This is a genomic window from Caballeronia sp. KNU42 (genome assembly GCF_053760385.1).
In genome coordinates this window covers 3,667,340-3,685,980 of record NZ_CM132388.1, presented here as the reverse complement: position 1 = coordinate 3,685,980, position 18,641 = coordinate 3,667,340, and the positions used below count along the sequence as shown (strand labels likewise).

The 18,641-nt window shown below is 63.1% G+C and carries 15 protein-coding genes; 4 read left to right on the top strand and 11 right to left on the bottom strand.

Translation table 11 applies throughout. The annotated features are described in order from the left end of the window. Positions 1–5: 5 nt before the first annotated feature. The 5 genes from ACSOSP_RS16510 to ACSOSP_RS16490 form a co-directional block, all read right to left on the bottom strand. Positions 6–1,517, bottom strand: coding sequence for an aldehyde dehydrogenase family protein (locus tag ACSOSP_RS16510; protein WP_455308361.1), 1,512 nt, complete (start codon positions 1,515–1,517; stop codon positions 6–8). An 80-nt stretch (positions 1,518–1,597) separates the two neighbouring features. Beyond that, on the bottom strand, positions 1,598–2,413 hold the full coding sequence (locus ACSOSP_RS16505; RefSeq protein ID WP_455308359.1) for a molybdenum cofactor biosynthesis F family protein: 816 nt from the start codon (positions 2,411–2,413) through the stop codon (positions 1,598–1,600). A 164-nt stretch (positions 2,414–2,577) separates the two neighbouring features. Beyond that, a complete protein-coding gene (locus tag ACSOSP_RS16500; RefSeq protein WP_455310993.1) occupies positions 2,578–3,696 on the bottom strand; it encodes a class II histone deacetylase in 1,119 nt (372 codons plus the stop codon). Between the two features lie 60 nt (positions 3,697–3,756). Then, complete coding sequence (locus ACSOSP_RS16495) at positions 3,757–4,971, bottom strand: MFS transporter (protein WP_455308358.1); 1,215 nt, start codon at positions 4,969–4,971, stop codon at positions 3,757–3,759. A gap of 13 nt (positions 4,972–4,984) precedes the next feature. Beyond that, entirely contained in the window at positions 4,985–6,034 is a 1,050-nt protein-coding gene (locus ACSOSP_RS16490; RefSeq protein WP_455308356.1) for a porin, read from the bottom strand. 331 nt (positions 6,035–6,365) lie between these two features. On the opposite strand from ACSOSP_RS16490, the gene ACSOSP_RS16485 reads away from it, so the two are divergent. After that, positions 6,366–7,496 carry a response regulator transcription factor gene (locus ACSOSP_RS16485; protein ID WP_455308354.1) on the top strand — a complete coding sequence of 377 codons (1,131 nt, stop codon included), beginning with the start codon at positions 6,366–6,368 and terminating at the stop codon, positions 7,494–7,496. A gap of 68 nt (positions 7,497–7,564) precedes the next feature. Here the strand turns inward: ACSOSP_RS16485 and ACSOSP_RS16480 are convergent, their stop codons facing one another. Genes ACSOSP_RS16480 through ACSOSP_RS16470 form a run of 3 tightly spaced genes read right to left on the bottom strand, consistent with a single transcriptional unit; the run spans position 7,565 to position 11,172 of the window. Then, on the bottom strand, positions 7,565–8,587 hold the full coding sequence (locus ACSOSP_RS16480; RefSeq protein WP_455308353.1) for a histone deacetylase family protein: 1,023 nt from the start codon (positions 8,585–8,587) through the stop codon (positions 7,565–7,567). A gap of 10 nt (positions 8,588–8,597) precedes the next feature. After that, positions 8,598–9,845: a Zn-dependent hydrolase gene (locus ACSOSP_RS16475; RefSeq protein WP_455308351.1), complete on the bottom strand. Its 1,248-nt coding sequence runs from the start codon at positions 9,843–9,845 to the stop codon at positions 8,598–8,600. 19 nt (positions 9,846–9,864) lie between these two features. Beyond that, positions 9,865–11,172 carry an MFS transporter gene (locus ACSOSP_RS16470; RefSeq protein WP_455308349.1) on the bottom strand — a complete coding sequence of 436 codons (1,308 nt, stop codon included), beginning with the start codon at positions 11,170–11,172 and terminating at the stop codon, positions 9,865–9,867. A 129-nt stretch (positions 11,173–11,301) separates the two neighbouring features. Between ACSOSP_RS16470 and ACSOSP_RS16465 the strand changes: the two genes are divergently transcribed. The 3 genes from ACSOSP_RS16465 (at position 11,302) to ACSOSP_RS16455 (ending at position 15,468) form a co-directional block, all read left to right on the top strand. Then, a complete protein-coding gene (locus tag ACSOSP_RS16465; RefSeq protein WP_455308348.1) occupies positions 11,302–12,270 on the top strand; it encodes a LysR family transcriptional regulator in 969 nt (322 codons plus the stop codon). Positions 12,271–12,425: 155 nt separating this feature from the next. After that, entirely contained in the window at positions 12,426–14,021 is a 1,596-nt protein-coding gene (gene dacB, locus ACSOSP_RS16460) for a D-alanyl-D-alanine carboxypeptidase/D-alanyl-D-alanine endopeptidase (protein ID WP_455308346.1), read from the top strand. A gap of 250 nt (positions 14,022–14,271) precedes the next feature. Continuing rightward, a complete protein-coding gene (locus ACSOSP_RS16455) occupies positions 14,272–15,468 on the top strand; it encodes an SGNH/GDSL hydrolase family protein (RefSeq protein WP_455308345.1) in 1,197 nt (398 codons plus the stop codon). Positions 15,469–15,684: 216 nt separating this feature from the next. On the opposite strand, the gene ACSOSP_RS16450 is transcribed toward ACSOSP_RS16455, so the two are convergent. The 3 genes from ACSOSP_RS16450 to purE all read right to left on the bottom strand — a co-directional run bounded on the left by ACSOSP_RS16450 (position 15,685) and on the right by purE (position 18,500). Further along, a complete protein-coding gene (locus tag ACSOSP_RS16450; RefSeq protein WP_455308344.1) occupies positions 15,685–16,707 on the bottom strand; it encodes an L-threonylcarbamoyladenylate synthase in 1,023 nt (340 codons plus the stop codon). A gap of 5 nt (positions 16,708–16,712) precedes the next feature. Next, a complete protein-coding gene (locus ACSOSP_RS16445; RefSeq protein ID WP_455308343.1) occupies positions 16,713–17,900 on the bottom strand; it encodes a 5-(carboxyamino)imidazole ribonucleotide synthase in 1,188 nt (395 codons plus the stop codon). Between the two features lie 72 nt (positions 17,901–17,972). After that, positions 17,973–18,500: a 5-(carboxyamino)imidazole ribonucleotide mutase gene (gene purE / locus ACSOSP_RS16440; RefSeq protein ID WP_455308341.1), complete on the bottom strand. Its 528-nt coding sequence runs from the start codon at positions 18,498–18,500 to the stop codon at positions 17,973–17,975. Positions 18,501–18,641 lie beyond the last annotated feature (141 nt).

Below are 18,641 nucleotides of genomic sequence, written 5' to 3'. Positions count from 1 at the left end.
CGGCGCTAGTGAGCAATGCACACCGATTTTGTTTCCGTGAAGCCCTCGATCGCATATTTGCCGAATTCACGGCCTATCCCCGACTGTTTGTATCCCCCAAACGGCATGCCCGGATCGAGCGGAACGTGGCAATTCACCCATACCGTGCCGGCTTCCAGCCGGGGGATCAGGTTCATCGCCGCCGTGAGGTCATTGCTCCACAGGCTCGCAGCCAGTCCATAAGGACTGTCGTTCGCAAGACGGAGGGCCTCCTCGGGATCGTCGAACGGCATGACGGCAAGCACGGGGCCAAAAACTTCGTCCCTCACGATCGACGCGTGCGCCGGCACGTCCGCCAGCACAGTCGGCCGGACGTAATAACCCCGGCCGGGAACCGGCGTCCCGCCCGCCAGGAAGCGCAAACCCTCCGCATGCGCACGGGCAATATGCGCTTCGACCCGATCCCGGTGCCGCGCCGATACGAGCGGATTGATATGTGCCGACGGGTCAAGGCCGGGGCCCAGTTTCATCGCGTTGGCGATGTCGGCGAGGCCATCGGCCACTTGCAGGTATCGGCTGCGATGCACATAGATCCGCGAGGCGCCCGCGCAGACCTGCCCTTGGTTGAAGAAACCACCCATGACGACGCCCTGGACTGCTTGATCCACGTCGATATCGGCGAGCATCACGGCTGGATTCTTGCCGCCGAGTTCAAGCGAAAAGCGCGTCATGTTGTCCACGGCTGCAGCGCCCACGAGTTTGCCCGTGGGGGTCGAGCCCGTGAACGAGATCTTGCTGACGCCGGGATGAGCCGCAAGCGCCGCGCCGCATGTCGAAGCGCCCGTGATCACGTTGAAAACGCCAGGCGGCACCCCCGCCTCGAGTGCGAGTTCCGCCAGCCTGAGCGCGGTGAGCGGCGTCTCCGCCGCAGGCTTGATGACGACCGTACAGCCCGCCGCCAGCGCCGGCACGAGTTTCCAGACGGCGATCATCAGCGGGAAGTTCCACGGCACGATCCCTGCCACCACGCCAATGGGCTCCTTGCGGGTGAAGGCCGTGTATTTCGTGCCGGGCGGAAACGGGATCGATACATCGAGCGTCTCACCCGTGATCTTGGTCGCCCAACCCGCCATGTATCGAACATATTCGATGCTCGCGCCCACCTCCACCGCCCGCGCCACGTTGATCGACTGACCCTGGTTGAGGGTTTCCAGTTGTGCAAGGTCTTCGCCGTGGGCCTCCAGCAAATCGGCGAGACGCAACAGGATGCGCTCGCGCTGCGCAGGACGCAGGCCGCTCCACACGCGGGCGTCGAATGCCGCACGGGCGCTTCTCACCGCGCGGTCGACGTCGCTTGCGTCCGCGTCCGGCACGCTCGAAATCCGTTCGCCGCACGCGGGATCGAAGATATCGAGCCGGCGTGGGGAATGTGCAGGCTGCCACGCTCCGTCGACAAAGATCCCCAGTTCGCGTTTCAGGAATGAGCGGACGTTGCTGTTGACTACCACCAGGCCATCGACCAAGTCATCGTTAAGCATTGCCATGTTTTCCATAGTAAAGATGCCGGAACCAAAGGCGACTTACCGGCCTCGCGGCACGCGCATGACCGGCACTTCAGTCATTGTGGATACCGCGTGATGTTGAGCACCGCGGCCTGCGCACCAACCGGAAAATTCGATACGGCGTCGAACGAATCCCCCTGATAGCCCATGATCTTGCCGTCGGTCTTCATGCGTGCCAGATCGATCATCAGTACGCCAAGCGTCGGGATGACCTTTTCACGCCAGACAAACAGATAGAGCTGCTCGTCGATGCGAAAACAGTGACACCGGTCAACGTCCGCCAGTCCTTTCTCTGCGCCATCCAGGCATTGCCACGCGTAGAAGTGCTCGTTCAGGTAGATATGCTCGTAGCGCTCGGTCTCGCTATAGACGTAGAGGTTGCGCATGCCGATCAACTCGGTCGTCGGGGCATGCAGCGCGGTTGCGTCGGCCGTGGACGCCGTGGCCGCACCGTGTGCGATCACACCGTGCCGGAAGCTTGCGCGCACGGCGGTCAATTCGTCGCCGCGTTCGATGCGGGTGAACGCGTCGACGCGCGTCTCGCGCTCGCCTGGCAAGTTGCCGGTGACCGATGTAGCCAGTCCGCGACGCAGGTCGAGCACGAGGCTCGTCGATGACGCGCCGTCCTCGCCGCCGCAATAATCGATGAAATAAATGCCGTCGCGCACCGAAGTTGCGCGGTAGGCGTGTTCGCCGCTTTTCGTACGCAAGGTGCCGATGGTGAGAAACTCCAGGGCGAGCGAGGACCCGTCGCTGAATTGCAGTTGCACGTCGCGGCCGGCCAGATCCGCAGTGGCAGGCAGGATGTTGCTGTTGGGCGCGAAGCCTTCGGCGAGCGCCCCGACATGGATGAAAGCGGGTTGTGATGTCATGACAATCGAACTCCTTGAAAATGGGACGACGAGCTTCGACGGGCTTCGATGAACAAGCGCCGGCTGTGGCCGGCGGGCACATGCCGCATCTTGTTACCGACGTTGCTTGCCGGACGTGGCGGGTACGATCGCTTGATTGAAGCTGGTCGCTTCGTCAAGACTGCTTACCGTAAAAATCCGGCCGCCAATTCATCTATCAGCTGACGCTGGAACTGCACGAACCGCTCGTTGGGCTGCTGCGCAATGGCAAGCTCGAGCATGGGATCGGTTACCTCGGTGCGCACGCCCGCAAGCGTCTCGACAATCGCGTGACCGCAAAACGGCACATACGCCTCCGAATAACCACCTTCGTGGACGATCGCGAGGCGTCCGTCGCAATGCCGGCCGGCGGCGTCGAGCATGAGGCGAGTCATGGCGCGGTAGCTTTCGGTATGCAGCAGCATCCGGGCGAGGGGATCAACGGCGCTCGCATCCAGCCCGCTCGCCACTACGATCAGTTCGGGCCGAAACCGGTCGAGCGCGGGAATCACAATGCGCTCCATGGCATACAGGTACGCGTCGTGGCCGCCGCCCGGCAGCAACGGAATGTTGATATTCGCGCCAATCCCTGCCCCCGCGCCGCCATCCTCGGCACCGCCATAACCCGGCGGAAAGCATCGGTCCTGATGCAGGGAGATGGTCAGCGTGTGCGGGTCTTCGTAGTAGATCGACTGCGTGCCGTTGCCGTGGTGGACATCCCAGTCGATCACCGCGACACGCTCCACCCGATGCTTCGTGCGCGCCGCCTCGATAGCGACCGGAATGTTGGCAAGCAGGCAGAATCCCATCGGCTTGTCGCGCAGGCAGTGGTGGCCAGGCGGGCGCGACAGCGAAAACGCGTTGCTCGCGCGGCGCCCAAGCACGCGGTCGATGGCGCCAATAGCCAGGCCGGCCGATAACGCCGCAATCTCGTAACTGCCCTTGCCGAACGGCGCAAGGTCACCCGGGTCGCCGAGATCCCCGCCCGCCGCGTCGCTCAGCGCCTTGAAGCGGCTGAGGTACTCGCGCGGGTGAATCCGCAAGAGGTCGTCGTCGGTGGCAATGGGCGCGCTGCGCACGTCGAGCTGACTGGCGAGCCCGGACATCTGGATCAACGAGAGAAGACGCCGTTTCGAGTCGGGTGATTCGGCGTAGCCACCGCTTGAAGGAGGCTGCACCCAGCCGCCGACGGGGAAAAACAAGGCATGGGCGCCGCTCGTGTGCCAGAACGTGCGTTCATCGGTGAAAAAAGCGGTGTGGGGGATCGTGGTCATCGTGCAGCTCATTTGGGATGGTCCGGTGTAAGGGCAGGTGCTGCCGTCTTTTCAGCTTCGCTCGACGCGAAGCAGGCAGCCGAGTGACAGTGTGCAAATTGCCGCCGCCCCGGCAAACAGCGTGTGAAGGGCGGCGCCTGCGTCGAGCAGAACACCGGCGATCAACGGGCCAATCGCGAGACCCGCACCGATCACGAAGTTGAGTGAAGCGATCAGGCGTCCGGAGTGATCCTTCTTCGCAGCGGCCGCGAGAATGAAGGGCAACACGAAGGTCCAGGCGAACTTGAACGCGAAGATCGCCGTCATGTAAATCTCGACGCCCGAATTGGCGCAGAGTCCGGCCAAGGCAGCGAGGAGCAGTCCGTACCCCGCCACGAGCATCACGCGACGGGCAACGCGGCCGCCGATCAGCGACGCCGTGCCTGCGCCGGCAATGCCCATCACGCTGGCGATCGCCAGCACGCTGCCGCTACGGCCGGCATCGAGTCCCGCAAGCGAGGCTGCCTCGCTCGCAAAGGTCCAGACGCCGCCAATGGCAAGGTAGAAGGCCAGGACGCCGGCAACCGCCGACGCGGCGTTGGCCGTACCAGAGGTGTTGCCGGCCTTCGCGCCAGACGTGTGCTCAGTCTGCCCGCCCTGCCCGATATGCGGATCGCGCTGATGGCGCTTGCCGCCCAGTGCGGGATCGAAGCCGCGTGTGAGCGGAGCGGCGCACAGCGCCAGCAGCGCGAGCGTGACGTAAAGCGCGCGCAAGCCAAACGCATTGAAGAGATACGGCAGCAAGAGCAGGCCAAGCGCGCCCGCCACCAATTGCCCCACGACCCACAAGCCATAGACCCGGTCGCGGTCGCCGCTCGTCGCGGCGCTCGTCATGCATAGCACCATCAGCGTTCCGCCACCGAGCGCCGTGACTGCGCGCAGCGCCAGCAACGCGACGAAACCGGGCATCGCGAGCGCCGTGATCAGGTTGCCGGTGCAAAACACGGCCGTCGCCCATCCCGCCACCCGGCGAGCGTCCACTCGGCCGAGCCATAAGTACGAAGGCACGGTGGCCAGGCTGAATGCACCGAGTTCGACAAAAAAGTACGTGCCGATCTGCGATGCGCTCAAGCCCATCGGTCCGCCGAGTTGCGCCGCGACCGCCGGTGCGACCAGCAGGAGCAATGGTGTGATCGCGGCGAAAACGACGAGGGAGATGAGCGTCGAGCGGGTGAACCCGCGTGCGGGATGCGCGCTGGAACCGACAGTAGCCAGATGAGTTTTCATGAGTAGCGCAGTCCTAGAACAAGTGGTACATGCCGACCATCGCGCCAAGCTGCGATGCGCCGTCGAGCGCAGCCGGGTCGTATTCGTAGACCGTCTGCGAGCTATGCCCGTGGTTACGCGCGAAGCCGAGGTTCGCGTAGACGACCGAGCGCTTGGACAGGTTGTAGGTGCTGCTTGCGATAAAAAGCGTTGGACGGCCGATGCTCGCCGTGTTCGAAAACGTCTGATAGACACCGCCCGCAAACCCGAGGTCCGCAGCGGCCTGATAGCGAACGCCGGTCCAGCCGACCGTCCGGGAAGGCGCCAGCGAGCCGGTCAGCCGCTCGACGCCGCCATACAACGTGAGCGGATCGATACTCCAGTGCCCGGCGAGCGTCCCGGCCGTCAACTGCTGGCCGGAGGTATCGGTTGCAGCGGCAAGCGTGCCTTGCCGGCGGTGCAATACCGCACTCACGCCCAAGCCCCTGCTTGCATATTCACCGCCGATCTCCAGCACCCGGCCGCTTCGCGAGTTGCCGGCAACACCGCCGGTCGCTGCCAGTGCTTCTGCGTTGAACCCACCGAATTCGCGGGTCTTGTACTTGAACGCGTTATCGATGAAATTCGACATCAGCGGCATGAGTACGCCCTGGCCGCCATACGCCGCGTATTGCAGCGGATCGTAGAGAACGGTCTTGTCGAACAGCACGCTGAACTGACGGCCGATGGTCACGGTGCCGAAATCACCCGTGAGGCCGACATACGCGCCGCGGAAGAACGCGATTCCGGGCACCGTCGGCGTGCCGTCATTAAGATTGAGCCCTTGTTCGAGTTTGAAGAAGGCCTGCAGACCCCCGCCCAAGGCCTCCGCGCCCGTGATCCCGATCTGAGACGGCAGGACTCCATAGTTTTGCAGCCGCACCGACGCATGCCGTCCGTCGGCATTGGTCAAATATTGCACGCCCGCGTCGAGTATTCCGTACATCGTCAAGCTCGACTGCGCCAATGCCCCGCGGGAAATGAGAACCTGCGATGCAAGCAGGCAGCAATACGCGGCACGAAGCCTTCGATAGTTCCGTTTCATCAGTCAGACTCCAGACCGTCTCTTGGTTGCAGGTGTTTGCCTTGGATGTGCCGCAGAAGCAGTGTCGGCATCCTCATGAGCGTTGAACAGCCGTCCACTTGGACGCTGCGGCAAACCCTTGGACAGGCCTCGGAGCCAGACCTGGCGGCTTCGCTTGACGGGAAGATGAATCGCCGTGTTGCGGCGGGTCGCGCAGAGGATGCGCACCCCGTTCAAATGGAGGGGACCGGCTCGATTTATACGCAGGACTATTTAAATCGTCTGGATTATGATTTATGTTGATCAGGCTAACCGGATCGACGAGCATCCCTGGCCCGGATGAGGAGAGAGCATGACAATCGTCGTTGACCCTGGCGGGATGGCCGTGCAGATCGAGGACGTGCCAGAAGCCATATCGCTTGACCAGTGCAAGGTCCCGTCCGGGCTTGCTCGCTGTGTCGATTTCGAAGGACGTTTCGCGCGTGACGGCACGTCGTCACGGGACCTGAGCGTGCTGTTGCTGGAGCTGTATGCGCTTGCCGGCCGCAGCGGTATCGGCGAATTCGAGAAAGGTTTTTTCGCGCTGCTCGCCGAGCACTTGCCCTTCGATGCGGGCTGGACCGGCGTGGCGACCCATGCTCCGTGCGGCCCCGTGATGCACAACAGTTTCATGGTCGCGCTGAACGAAGACTTTTTCACGGGCTGGACCGGCATTCGCGACTGCGATCCGCTCGCGCAACGCATGTCGGGCCGTTACGGAAAAGCGATGTCGATATCCATTGTCGACCCCGGCATTGCGCCGCGCTTTCGTGACTGGGCGATCAAACAAGGCCTCGCGCAACTGATGTGCGTCTTTACGCTCGACCATCGGTTCGGCCTGACCACGTTTCTCTCGGTGTATCGGCGAGCATTGGACAAGCCGTTCACGAAAGAAGACGCCCGCAAGATCGAGGACGTCATTCCGCATCTCGCCGCTGCGCTCACGATCAACCGTTCATTTCAGCTCGCGCGTGAACGTGCGCACGGCGTGAGCCTGGCGGGACGCGCGCTGTGTGATCGATTCGGCACCGTGCACGAGGGGGACCCCGGATTTTTCGCTTTTCTGCGCCGCGAATGGCCGGACTGCGAGGATGGCCGGTTGCCGCACCCGCTTGTGCGTCATCTGCGCAAAGATGCGGTACGTGCCTATGCCGGGAAGTCGATACTCATTCGTTGCGTGTCAGTGGCCGGGCTGTTTCAGCTCGACGCGCAGCTTCGCTCGCCGCTCGATCGTCTGAGTCCGCGCGAGCTGATCGCCATCCGCCTTTTTGGCGACGGGCTGTCTCACAAGGAGGTTGCGCAGCGCATGGCCATCGCGCCGACGACCGTGCGCCACTACTTGCGCTGCGCGTATAAAAAACTGGAAATGCACAACAAGAGCCAGATTCAGCGGCTGCTCGATCTTGCCATGCGGGGCGACGATTCATCGACTGAAAGCGATTGACCGGGGTGCGGCACGAAACCGGGCACGGGTCGATCAACCCCGGAGCTTGGGGATTGATTCTGCGTTCCTCAGCGCCCCGCCTTGAACCCTTCGAAGAATGCCCGCGCATTCACTTCCAGCGTATCGATGTGATACCCGCCTTCCTGCACGATCAGCGTCGGCAATTGCAGCGCGCCGATCGCGCCGCCCAATCGGCCGAATCCTTCGGTCGTCACCGCGACCATCGACTGCGGATCATCCTTGTAGATGTCGAAGCCTAAAGCCAGCACCAACGCGTTCGGCTGGAAGCGCTTGAGCACGCGCGCGGCGGTATCGAGGGAATCGAAAAACACGTCCTCCGATGAACCATGCGGCATCGGCAGATTCACGTTGTAACCTTCGCCGGCCTCTACGCCGCGTTCGTCATCGAAGCCGGCTACCGCCGGGTAGAAGTTCGTCGGGTCGCCGTGAATGGATACATACAGCACGTCGCTGCGGTCGTAGAAAATTTCCTGTATACCCTGCCCGTGGTGCATGTCGGTATCGAGGATTGCAACGCGATCGTATTTCGCACGCAGCGCCTGCGCCGCGATTGCCGCGTTGTTCAGGTAGCAGAAACCGCCTGCCGCTTCGGCGCGCGCGTGGTGCCCCGGCGGCCGGCACAATGCGTACGCCTCGCGTGCGCCGTCCACAATCGCATTCGCGCCGGCCAGTGCGCTTTGTGCCGACCAGTATGCAGATTCGTAAGTGTCGGGGCCGATTGGGCAGCTGCCATCGGCGAGATAACGCGCCGCTTGTCCAAGCACGCCACGCAACGGATTGTTCTCGCGGATGTACACGTTCGATATCACTTCGTCACCCCATTCGGCGGGCATCTTCTTCCACTCGCGATGCGCTTCCTCGAGGAAGCGCAAGTAGTTCATGCCGTGCACGGCGGCGATTGGCGCGGCGCCGAAGTCGGCGGGTTCGCGGACATCGAAACCCATTGCCTTCGATGCCTCGACCAACCGCAATGCGCGCTCGGGAATCTCTTGGGGCGTGCGCATCTGGCCACGCGAAAGGTACGTCCGCGGGTGATGCGTGAGTTGCGAAGGATGGAAGTAAGTCTGCATTTTAGAATCCTTAATATGCGTCAACCGTCGCTGCAACCACCGCACGCGCCAGCACCGCATTGATCAAAACGTTCGCGCCGCACGTGACGTCTTCGGCAAGCGCATCCTCGGCTTCGTTGTGCGACAGGCCGTCCACGCACGGGATGAAAACCATGGCCGTGGGTACGTGCCGCGCAAGGTGGATGGCGTCGTGTCCCGCGCCGCTGACGATGTGCTCGTACGCGTATCCCAGGCTTTGCGTGGCTGCTTCCACGAGATCGACGCACGCGGAATCAAACGGCGTCGCAGGGCTTTTCCAGTACGTCGCGATGTTCGCCTCAAGCCCTCGATCCACGGCGATCTTGCCGAAGGCCGCTCGCAGTTCGCGTTCCATCGCGTCGATTTGCTTGTCGTCGGGATGACGCAAGTCGACGGTGAACGCAACGCGCCCAGCAATCGTGTTACGCGATGAATTCTGCACATCCACCTGACCGATCGTGACGAGTCCCAGCGGCGCGAAACGTTGCGCGATAGTTTCGAGTTCAAGCGCCATCGCCGCGCTCGCGAACAACGCGTCCTTTCTATACGGCATGGGCGTCGTGCCGGCGTGCGCGGCGACGCCCGTCACTTCGACATCGAGCCAGCGAATAGCCTGACCGCCCGTGACCACGCCAATCGGATTGCCATGGCTCTCCAGAATCGGCCCTTGTTCGATATGCGCCTCGAAGTACGAATCGATGTGTTGCACGCCGAGGCCGCGTGGTCCCGCGCAATCGATTTGATCCAACGCCTCGCGCAACGTCACGCCCTCTGCGTCTTTGGTCTGCAGCGCAGTTTCCAACGGCGTCGCGCCGACAAACACCGCCGAGCCAAGCATGGCCGGTGTAAATCGCGCGCCCTCTTCGTTCGTCCACGAGACAATCTCGATGGGCTTCTCCGTCACCACGCCGTGATCGTTCAACGTGCGCACCACTTCGAGCGCGGCCAGAACACCATAGACGCCATCGAAGCGACCGCCTTCCGGCTGCGTATCAAGATGACTGCCGATCAGCACGGGTTTCGCCTTCGCATTCGAGCCTTCGCGGTGGGCGAACAGGTTGCCTATCTCATCGGTACGTACCGTCATTCCCGCTTCACGGCACCACGTGGCGAACAACTCGCGGCCTTGCCGGTCCTCCTCCGTCAACGCAAGGCGACGTACGCCGCCCTTGGGCGTCGCGCCGATTTTTGCCATGGCCATCAAGGTTGCCCACAGGCGCGGGCCATCGATTTTCAACATGCTTCGGTATCCTCTAGAGTCAGCGAGCAGCCAGCGCTTCCGGGGCATCGGCACGACGATGTTTCAGCGCATCGAGCGCGACAATCGACAGCAGCGAAATCCCGGCGAGACACGTATAAAACACGGCCAGCGGCCACCATTGCCCAGTAAATTTATGGGCGAGCCAAGTGCCCACAAGCGGCGTCAAACCGCCCGCAATCGCGCCGCAGACCTGATACGAAATCGAGATCGCCGAGTACCGCACACGCACCGGAAACACGCCGCTGACAAACCCCGCGATCACCGAATAAAAGCTCGCCATGCAGACCACGGCAATCGCGATGCCGATGATCATCGACACCATGTTGCCGCTTTGCACGAGGATAAACATGGGATACGGCGAGATCATCGCGCACAGCGCCGTCAGCTTCAGGAAGCGCGCACCGCCGATCTTTTCGGCAAGCCACGCGGCCAGCGGCTGCGTGAGGAACTGGATGATCGCGACCGCGAACAGGCAATCGAGGATCAGCGATTTCGTCACGCCCACATATTGCGTCGTGTACGAAATCATGAAGGTGTTGGTGAAATACACGCCGGCGATCCCAATCGTATTCGCGCCGATACAAAACGCGACCAGCGCACCCGACGAACGGAACACTTCGGCAATCGGCAGCTCGACCGTGCGCTTGGACAACTTCTCGCGCTCGAATTCCGGCGATTCGTTCACGCCCATGCGAATCATGATGCCGACCACGAGCAGCACCGCGCTCACCAAAAACGGCAGGCGCCAGCCCCACGCGATGAACTCCTCATGCGGCATCGATGTCACCGCGCGAAACGCGATCAGCGACAGGATCAACCCCGCCGGACTGCCGAGTTGCGCGAACGATGCGAAGAACGTGCGCCGGCCTTTGGGCGCATGTTCGGCCGCCATCAACACTGCCCCGCCCCATTCACCACCGACCGCGATGCCCTGCACCACGCGCAGCAGCACGAGCAGCACCGGCGCGAGCAGGCCGACTTTGGAATAAGAGGGCAGCAAGCCGACGCAGACAGTCGCGACGCCCATCATCATCAGCGTGGTCATCAGCGCTTTCTTGCGGCCGATCTTGTCGCCGAGATGACCGAAGATCACGCCGCCCAACGGCCGCGCGAAGAACCCGACGGCGAACGTGGCAAATGACGCCATCGTGCTGATGAACGGATCGTGCGACGGGAAATACAGCTCGCCGAACACCAGCGCGGCGGCGGTGGCGTAGATGTAGAAGTCGTACCACTCGATCATCGTGCCGATGAAAGCAGCGGCCGCCGCGCGCACGGGCTGGCGAGTCGGGCTGGGTGTTGGCATCACGGTGTCTCCTGATTCGCTGGATTTTTGCAGATGGTCAGGGCGTTTTATCGCCAGCCATAAAACATTAGTCCAATTTCGATTTATTATTCGGCGTATAAGTTTGGCTAATACCTTGGACTTTCACCCATGATTCAGCGGCGTGTAGATATAGCGCGGTTCCTGAACGACCGGCTCGACTGGAATCTGCTGCGAACCTTTCTGGTCATCATGCAGGAACGCAGCGTGAGTCGCGCCGCCGCGCGTCTGCATCTCACGCAGCCGGCGGTGAGCCAGGCGCTGAAGCGCCTGGAAGACACGCTCGGGCGCAACCTGATCCAGCGCCGCGGCCCGCACTTCGAGCCCACGCACGCAGGCGAAGAGGTGTACCGGATCGCCAGCGACATCTACGGTCACATGTCCCGACTCGAAACCGAACTCGATGACCGCAGCGAAGACATCACCGGCTCCATCCGGCTGCTGACGGTAAGCCGCATCGATTCAGGCGTGTACGACGAGTTTCTCGGCGAGTTCCATCGGACTTATCCGCGTATCGATTTGCATATCGAAGTGATGCGATCGTCGGACATCATTTCGTCGTTGCTGCAAAAGACCGCGACCGCGGGGTTGAGTTTGTGCCGCACGCCCATCGATAAACTCGAGCAGCGCTGTTTCCTGCGCCAGCGCTACGCCATTTTTTGCGGCCGATACCACCGCCTGTTTGGACGGCACGGGCTGACCATGGAAGATCTGCTCGCGGAAAACTTCGTGTCATTCACGAGTGATCAAATTGGCGACAGTTTGTCGCCGCTGACCGTGTTTCGCGACCAGCGCGGGTTCACGGGGCGGATCGTGGCGGCATCGCCGAGTCTTGACGAAGTGAGGCGGCTGATCTTCGCGGGGTATGGCATCGGCTGCCTGCCCGAGCATATTGTCCGCGACGACCTCACGCAGCAGCGCCTCTGGCGTCTGCCGCCGGAAGAGGGTCTGGTCGATGTCGATGTCGACCTGCTGTGGCATCGCGGGCGCAAGATGAACGCGGCTGAGCAGGCTTTCCTCGATGGCATGGAGCGCACGATGCAGCGTTACTCCTTGCCCGAACGGCTGGCGCCGCGTTGAGTCCGTGTTGCCAAATCGCCGAGCTAGCGGCCGCTTGAAAGCCCGCAAACCTTAAACCGTAAGCAGAACCCCCATACAATAGCCGCACCGCTTGGGGCAGCGTCGCCCGGCAATCCGCAAATCCGCACCACCTCTCGCCATCAAAATCCGACCACATGTATAGAGCACCCTTTTTGCACAGGAAAAATCCACTTGCCAAACGTTGGCGCGCAGCCGCGAGCCTGGTTATAGCCGCCGCCACTTTCACCTTTGCGGTGAACACGCCCGTCGAGGCCCGCGGCGGTGGCGGCCCGAAGGCGGAAGCGCAAAAAACAACGCCGAAACGGGCGGCGAAGAAGTCGAAGTTCGAACGCGTCGTTGTTCCGGCCGGTCCGCTTCCAGCGACCGTCATGGCCGCGCTGGCACGCGCCCACGTGCCGCTTTCATCGATGAGCGTGGTGGTCGAGCGGATTGGCGGCGCCGGCGTGCCGCTGGTCGCGATCAACGCCAACGAGCCGATGATGCCGGCCTCCACCATGAAGCTGGTCACCACGTATTCGGGCTTGTCGTTATTGGGTCCGGATTACCGCTGGAAAACCACGGCCTACGCCGACGGTGAAGTCGATACGAATGGCATCCTCCACGGCAACCTGTATATCCAGGGCACGGGCGACCCGAAACTCGTGCCGGAAGAACTCATCGACCTGGTGGACCAGATCCGCCGCAACGGCATTACGGGCATCGACGGCGCGCTGGTGCTGGACAAACGCTACTTCGATACCTCCACCCGCGATCTCCCCGCCTTCGACGCCGACGAAAACGCGCCCTACAACGTCGGCCCGGACCCGCTGCTGTATGCGTTCAAGTCGCTGTCGTTCACGCTGACGCCCAGCTCGGACGGCCAGGTGGCAATCGATGTGCTGCCGCAACTCGCGCAGTTGCAAATCGACAACGAACTGAGGGTCACGCGCGGCGCTTGCGCGGGCTCGCTGCCGGCGGCGTCGCCGAGCGTGGCGCAAACCACGGGCGGTTTTGTGCAGGCGTCGTTTATCGGCGACTATCCGCTTCGATGCGGGCCGCGCACCATCAACGTCGCCGCGCTCGATCACTCCACTTTCTTTGCCGGCGGCTTCCTCGCGCTGTGGAAACAGGCGGGCGGCACGTTCAACGGCGCCACCCGCGAAGGCCCGACGCCCGTCAGCGCGCGGCTGGTCGGCACGCATCGCAGCCCGGTTCTGTCGGATATCGTTCGCGACATCAACAAGTTCAGCAATAACGTGATGGCGCGCAACCTGTTCCTGACCATCGGCGCAGCGATGGGCAAACCGCCGGCGACCACCCAGAAATCAGCGGCGGCGATCGAGGCGTTCCTGCATCGCAGCGCGCTGCCCATGACCAACCTTTACCTCGATAACGGCTCGGGTCTGTCGCGCGAAGAACACATCACGGCGCAATCGCTCGCCGATCTGCTGGTGGCGGCGAATTCGAGCCCGGTGGCGCAGGTCTTCGTGGAGTCGCTGCCCATTGCGGGCGTGGACGGCACCATGCGCAACCGGCTCACCAACGCGGGCGCGGGCGGCAACGCTCATATCAAGACGGGCACGCTGCGTGACGTGCGGGCCATCGCCGGCTACGTGGGCGCGGAGAACGGGGAGAGCTACGTGGTGGTGAGTTTCATCAACGATCCGCGTGCCGAGGCGGCGCGGGCGGCGCATGACGCGTTGCTCGAGTGGGTGTATGAAGGCGCGCGCCGCACTGGGTCGGTCGAGTGAAAGCGCGCCTGATCGACTTGGAACACGACTTAGAACCCGAGGATGCGCAGTCTGCAAGCACAGGCAAACCCTCGTAGGAAACAATCTCAAATCCTCTTAAAGATTCGGTAAGCTATCGCCACGCTTGGCCGACGGCACGCATCGCTCACGGTGCGTGCCGTTCGAAGCCGACGCCCTAGCGGAAAGCCAGCCGACAGCAACCTCGAAGCGGCGTGCAGACCACATGACCAGATAAACGAGAATCGAGGAGATGAAGTCAATGAAACCCGCCCTGACGAAACCCGCCGCGCGCCAAAAACGCTGGCTGCTCGCCGTGCAGACGGCCACAGCATGCGCCGCGATTGCGATGCTGGCCGCGTGCGGCGGCAGCGACAACAACAATAACAACACGCCTGCGGGCGGCGTGAAACTGCAAGTGGTGTCGTTTGGCGACAGTCTCTCGGACGTCGGCACGTATGCGCCGGTCGCGACGGCGGACTTCGGCGGCGGCCGCTTTACGACGAATCCCGGCCAGATCTGGACCCAGAACGTGGCGCAGTATTACGGCGGCACGCTGACGGCGGCGAACACCGGCGGCTTCGGCATCCCGCTTTCGGCGGCCGGCGGTTTGGGCTATGCACAAGGCGGCTCACGCGTGACGCTGCAGCCGGGGATTGGCCACGCCACGCCGGGCACGGCGAACGCCGACTTCTCGCAGGCCACGACGATCCCGATCAACGACCAGGTGACCCAGTTCATCGGGTCGAATGGCTCGTTCAACGCCAACCAGCTCGTGCTGATAAACGGCGGCGCCAACGACATCTTCTATAACCTGGGTGTAGCGCAAGCGACCGATGCCGGGATTCAGGCCGAGCTCGCCGCGGGCGCCATCACGCCGGCGCAGGCGCAGGCAGCAGCAGCCGCCGCGACGACCGCCGCGACGACCGCGATCAGCCAGGCGGCAATCGACCTGGCGACGTTGATTGGCCGGGTGCTGCAAGCGGGTGCGACGCACGTGGTGGTATCGGCGGTGCCTGATATTGGTGGAGCACCTCAGGGCTTGGCCAGCGCCGATAAAGGCGCGACCTTCTCGCAAGTGACGCAGTTGTTCAACGGCACGCTGAAGGGCGCGCTGCAGCAGTCCGGCTTGTTGTCGAAGGTGATTTACGTCGATGCCTACACCTGGGTCGACGGCATCCAGGCGAACTTCCAGGCGAACGGGTTCACGGTATCGAATACGGGCACAGCCTGTAATCTCGCCGCGATGACCGCCGCCGCGACCAAGCTGGGCGAGCCGGACCCGTCGGCATTCGCAACGTCGCTGTTCTGCTCACCGCAAACCTACACGGTGGCCGGCGCGGACCAGTCGTACATGTACGCGGATACGGTTCACCCGACGACGCACCTGCACGCCCTGTTCTCCACGTTCGTGGAACAACAGATTGCTGCGAGCGGGCTGGGGAAATAGGGTCGGCTGCATGATGAGCCGATGAAGTGAAACGCCCGGTCGGAAGACTGGGCGTTTTGCTTTTGGGAGGCGGTTCTCGCTGTCATCAGACTGTGGGCTTTGTGCCCTGCGCGTCGGCACGCGGGTTTAGATACTTTTATGTATCTAAACTATTTAGGTCGCCTAGGCCGATGATTCGAAAGATTTTTTTAGCTGATCGCGCCTCGTGCGGCGCCCCTACTCCTGCTCTTCAAACGCCGCCGCCGCGCGCCCTAACCTGTCATTCACCGCACTCCATTCTGCCGATATCGGCAGCGTCTCGATCAAAATCCGCTCGACATCGGCACAATCCAGCGCGCGCAGCAGGCCGTACAGCTCACGTGCGTAGCTCTGCGGATCATCGGGTGCAGCGATGAAATGCACATTCGGCGCGTCCACCCATCGACCGGCGCTCGACACTCGCGCAACCAGCGCCAGTTTCTTGCCGGCATCCAGCGGATGAGCCGCGAGCAAAGGTTCCAGCGCCGCGAACGGCAACAAGCTGAGCGGCGTGCGCGGCGCGTAATGCGCTTTCAGCGTGCCGGAGGCGCGCGGTGCGCTGGCATCGGTGCCATCAGGCAGACGGGGCATCACGCCAAGCACGTCCGCAATTTCCAGCGGACTGACATGTCCCGGCCGGAGCAATGCAGGAAAGCCCCGCGATAAATCCAGAATCGTCGATTCGATGCCCACCTTCGCCGCCCCGCCATCCAGCACGTGCACGCTTGCGCCGAATTCATCGCGGACATGTTGCGCCGTGGTCGGGCTGACATGCCCGAAACGGTTCGCCGATGGCCCCGCCACGCCGCCATGACCCTCGCGCAACGCGCTGAAGGCAGTAAGAAGCGCCTGCGCGACCGGATGCGACGGGCAGCGAATGGCAACGGAATCCTGCCCGCCGCTGACCGCCGCCGGCACATGCGCCGCGCGCTTCAGGATCAGCGTGAGCGGGCCGGGCCAGAAGGCATCGATCAGTTTCTGCGCATCGTCGGAAAGCGCTTCGACCCAGTACGCCGGGTCGCCGCCGGGCGCGAGATGCACGATCACCGGATGATTCGACGGCCGCCCTTTCGCCGCATAGATCCGCGCGATGGCCTCGGGATTCTCGGCATCGCCGCCCAGCCCGTAGACGGTTTCAGTCGGAAACGCGACGAGTTGCCCGGCGTCGAGCAACGCGGCGGCATCCTGGATCTGCGCGACGGTCGGAGCTTCGAAAGTCATCGAGGTCAACCCAGCGCAATGTGCAGCATGCGGGCGCAGTCGCGCGCCGCCGTGCGCACTTCTTCCAGCGTGGCCCCGGTGAAATTGACGTGGCCCATCTTGCGGCCGGGCCGCGCCTCTTCCTTGCCGTACAGATGCAGCCGCGCAGTCGGCAACGCGACCACGTCATGCCACGGCGGCGTGCGCGCTTTCGTGCCTTCGAACCAGATATCGCCGAGGATATTGAGCATCGCGGCCGGCGAATGCTGGCGCGTGTCGCCGAGCGGCATGCCGGTCATCGCGCGGACTTGCTGCTCGAACTGGCTGGTGGCGCAGGCATCGACGGTGTAATGACCGGAATTGTGCGGACGCGGCGCCATTTCGTTGGCGATCAGCGTGCCGTCTTCCAGGATGAAAAACTCCACGCACAGCACGCCCACGTAATCCAGCTTCGCGGCGATCGTGAGTGCGGCGTCCTGAGCCTGGGCTACGAGCGCAGGCGACGCGTCCGGCGCCGGCACGACGGTTTTTGCCAGGATGCCGTTCACATGCTGGTTCTGCGCGAGCGGAAAAACTGCCGACTTCCCATCGCCCGCCCGCGCGATCAGCACGGACACCTCGAACTTGAGCGGCAAACGCTTTTCGAGCACGCAAGGCACGCCCGCGAGCGAGCCGTAAGCGGTGCGCACTTCTTCGACGTTGCGCACGCTTGTCTGGCCTTTGCCGTCGTAGCCGAGACGCGCTGTCTTCAGAATGCCGGGCAGCACGGCGGCGATTTGTTCATCGCTCAACGCGGCCAGCGCCTCGGGCGACTCGATCACCACATGCGGCGCCACCGGCACGCCTGTGCTCGCGATAAACCGTTTTTCGGCCACGCGATCCTGCGCGATCGCGACGCATCGGCCGGCGGGGCTGACGAAGGTGGTTTTCGCGAGGAAATCGAGGCTGGCGGCCGGCACGTTCTCGAATTCCGTCGATACCGCCGCGCACAAGCGCGCGAGTTCGGTGAGCGCGGTGGGGTCATCGTAGGCGGCGCGGATGTGTTTATCCGCGACGGTACCGGCCGGACTCGTCTCATCCGGATCGAGGACCGCCACGCGATAGCCCATGGACTGCGCGGCGAAACAAAACATGCGGCCGAGCTGGCCGCCGCCGACCATGCCGAGCCATGCGCCCGGCTGGATGGGAGAACTGGGTTGAGTTTGTGCGTTCATCTTGTGGGGTCGGTCAGTCGGTCTCGGCCGGAAATGGTGCCGGATGTGCTACGTAAAACTGTTCCGTTGCGTTTATAGCGGCGGAAGGACCATGGCGTGCGCCGCGTCGTTCTGGCGTGCACGGAATGCCGCAAGTTTGTCGGCGTAGGCCGTTTGGGTGACGGCGAGAATGGAGACCGCGAACAACGCCGCGTTCGCCGCACCCGCTTCGCCGATAGCAAACGTCGCGACCGGCACGCCCTTGGGCATCTGCACGATCGAGTGCAGCGAATCCACGCCCTTCAAATATTTACTCGATGCCGGCACGCCCAGTACGGGCACCGTGGTCTTGGCAGCGAGCATGCCCGGCAAATGCGCCGCGCCGCCCGCGCCCGCGATGATCGCCACGAGGCCGCGCGAGCGCGCGCTTTCGGCGTAGGCGAACATTTCGTCGGGCATGCGGTGCGCCGACACGACCTTCGCCTCGTAAGGGACGCCGAATTCCTGAAGGATCGCGACCGCGTTTTTCATCACGTCCCAGTCGGAACTGGAACCCATCAACACGCCGATCAACGGTGCGTCATGCGTGTGGGCCGCGGCGGCGGTCTGGACTTCGCTCATCGTGCTGCATTCCTTTGGGGTGGACAGGCCTTTGGCGGCCTTTTTCGGGTAATGCGGATTTCAAGCTACCGGCCATTATGGAATGGCTTTCGGGGCTCGGCGCTGCGGGGCCGGACGCTCGCGTGCGTTAAATGCCTTTGT